Genomic DNA, 2,607 nt, shown 5'->3' with positions numbered 1-2,607 from the left:
GTAAGCGTCAAAGAATCTGTGCCTGTTTTCCCTATCACGCCTCTGGCATGCTGAAAGAAAGCAGAAAGGATGTGAGGATAATGGAGGAAGCAGCGTGGGAAAATCCCCATGATCGGCGAGTCAACCGCACGGCCTGGTGGCAGGCGGAGGTAGACGCGTTTCTCGCAAGCGGCGAACAAGCCAATGTCTGGTGTCAGAGCCGTGGGTATCATCGTGGCACGTTTCATAAATACCGGGTGCGACTGGATCCAACGTACCAGCCTACGGACCCGATCGATACCTGGTCGACGGTCACCCTTGATTTAGGGGCATCCCTGACCCTGACGTGTCAGGGGGTACAGATTGACGTGCCGGCCGGCTTTGACAAAGAGCTCTTAAAAGAAGTGGTGGAGGTGCTTCAGGATGTGGAACATGCGAGCGAATCAGCGGGTGTTTCTCGCACATGGTGAAATCGATATGCGGCTCGGGATAGACGGACTGGCGGCCCTCGTGCAGGAACGCTTTCAGCTCGATCCCTGCCGGTCCGATCTGTTTGTCTTCTGCGGTCGCGATAAAACGCGCATCAAAATCCTGCATTGGGATCACAACGGCTTCTGGCTCTACTACCGTCGTCTGGAAACCGGGCGGTTTCCGTGGCCGGATGGCGATGAGGCTGTGCCCTCGGAGTTAACCGGCCGACAGCTGCGCTGGCTGTTAAACGGGCTGCGGATCGAGGACGGGAAAGTGTTCGCACCTCCGACCGGTACATCCGTGATCTAAGCGTTCCCCGACAAAACGAAAAAAATGGATGCGAGAGGCAGGAATTTCCCCCTGCCTCTCGAATTTCTTTTCCTATGAACCCATCGAGACGAACGACCTCACCCTTTATTCCCTATACCTATCCCCTTCTGGCGGCGGCGAAACCGTTTCTGAAACAGCTGGCCACCCAGGTGGAAAACCGGCGGTTAAAGCAAGAGGTAACGGCTCTCCGCCTGGAAGTGGCGCTGTATAAAGAGCGACTGGGCCTTGCCAACCAGCAGCGCTTCGGCCGCTCGGCCGACGACCCGTCGGATGAGGTACAGTTGTCGCTGTTTGACGAACCGGAAGCGATCGCTCTGGAGGAAGCCGTGGAGCTCATCATCGAAGGTCCGGCCTCGCCAACGGCCAAAGCCAAGCGCAAGCGGGTCACCGAGCAGCCTGACTGGCTGTCGGAAGCCGAACCGTCGCGTACGGTGCGGTCCGCTCTCCCGGAAGCAGAGCGGACCTGTCCGACGTGTGCCGATGGAACCCTCGCCTGCTTTCACGTGGAAGTGACAAAGGAGCTGTTGTTTATTCCGGCACGCTACGAAGTGGTACGCCGGGAACGGGAAGTCTACGAATGCCCGGCCTGTAAAAGAGCGGATCGCGATAACACGATCGTCCGTGCGCCGGTGCCGGAGCGTCCGGCAGGCAAAGCGATGGCCACCGCTTCGGTCATCAGCCACCTGATCCATGACAAATACCGGATGGGCGTGCCGTTGCATCGGCAGGAGAAGGCCCTTGCGGACCAGGGCATCCCGATCAGCCGCCAGACGATGAGCAACTGGATCCTGGAGGCGACGAGACGCTGTCTTCTGCCGGTCGTCAACGCCCTGCATCGCGCCTTGATGCAGGAACCGGTGCTGCACATGGATGAAACGTCGGTGCAGGTGCTGCGGGAACCGGGGCGCAGCCCGTCGTCGACCTCCTACATGTGGGTGATGGCCTCGACCAAAGAAGCGACCCCGATGGTGGTCTATGCCTACCGGCCGTCCCGCGGTGCGGACGTGGCGGATGCCCTGCTCGACGGGTTTTCGGGCACGCTGTACTGCGATGGGTACCGTGCGTACCGACGGGTGGCAGAGGACCGCGAGAGGAACGGGGGACCGCCGATCCTGCTTGCAGGTTGTTGGGCGCATCTGCGACGAACGTTTACCGATGCGACGAAGCTGGCCAAAGGGAGTCCGACCTCGATCGCGCATCAAGGCGTCGCCCACGTCAACCGGCTGTATCACCTCGCGGAGGCAGCCTGGCTGGCGGCTCCCGCGAAACAGGAAGCCGCTTGGATTAAGGTATCCGAGCAGACGGACACCTGGTTCGACTGGGTCCGGACCCAACAACACTTCATCCTTCCAAAATCGATCCTTGGGAAGGCTCTTCAGTATGCGGTCAATCAGGAACCATTTTTGCGCCAGGCGCTGAAGCCGGAGACGCAGGCCATCGACAACAACCTCGTCGAGCGTCACATCCGCCCGTTTGTGATTGGGCGGAACAACTGGCTCTTTTCGACGTCTCCGGCAGGGGCGACAGCGAGCGCCGCGATTTACAGCCTGATCGAAACGGCGAAAGCGAATGGGGTGAACCCGGAAGCGTATGTGACCTATCTCCTGGAGACGATCCCGAATCTGACTCCGGAGGAGACAGAGAACTTGGATGATTACCTGCCGTGGTCCCCGCAGCTGCCAGAGCATGTGGGTAGCCCCGGTCGACGCCCTGTTTCGCCGTAAGCCCAAAACGGGCAGCCCCGGGAAGATCCCCGCGGCTGCCCGTTTTTTGATGTTCTCCTGCTCGATCTTCACACTGTTCGGACACGGTTTCTTTGACGCTTAC

At 59.8% G+C, this 2,607-nt stretch carries 3 protein-coding genes; all 3 read left to right on the top strand.

What is annotated here, in order from left to right:
- On the top strand, positions 1-449 hold a 449-nt coding region (tnpA, locus tag HCN83_RS17805; RefSeq protein ID WP_205774755.1), incomplete at its 5' end, for an IS66 family insertion sequence element accessory protein TnpA.
- Positions 412-759, top strand: coding sequence for an IS66 family insertion sequence element accessory protein TnpB (tnpB, locus tag HCN83_RS17800; RefSeq protein ID WP_168009756.1), 348 nt, complete (start codon positions 412-414; stop codon positions 757-759). The genes tnpA and tnpB, both read left to right, overlap by 38 nt.
- A 74-nt stretch (positions 760-833) precedes the next feature.
- On the top strand, positions 834-2,504 hold the full coding sequence (gene tnpC, locus HCN83_RS17795; protein ID WP_168009754.1) for an IS66 family transposase: 1,671 nt from the start codon (positions 834-836) through the stop codon (positions 2,502-2,504).
- Positions 2,505-2,607: the final 103 nt, after the last annotated feature.

Source organism: Alkalicoccus luteus, from assembly GCF_012034335.1.
Classification (GTDB): Bacteria; Bacillota; Bacilli; order Bacillales; family Salisediminibacteriaceae; genus Alkalicoccus; species Alkalicoccus luteus_A.
Note: the sequence above shows the minus strand (reverse complement) of the source record. Positions and strands in the feature narration are given on the sequence as shown.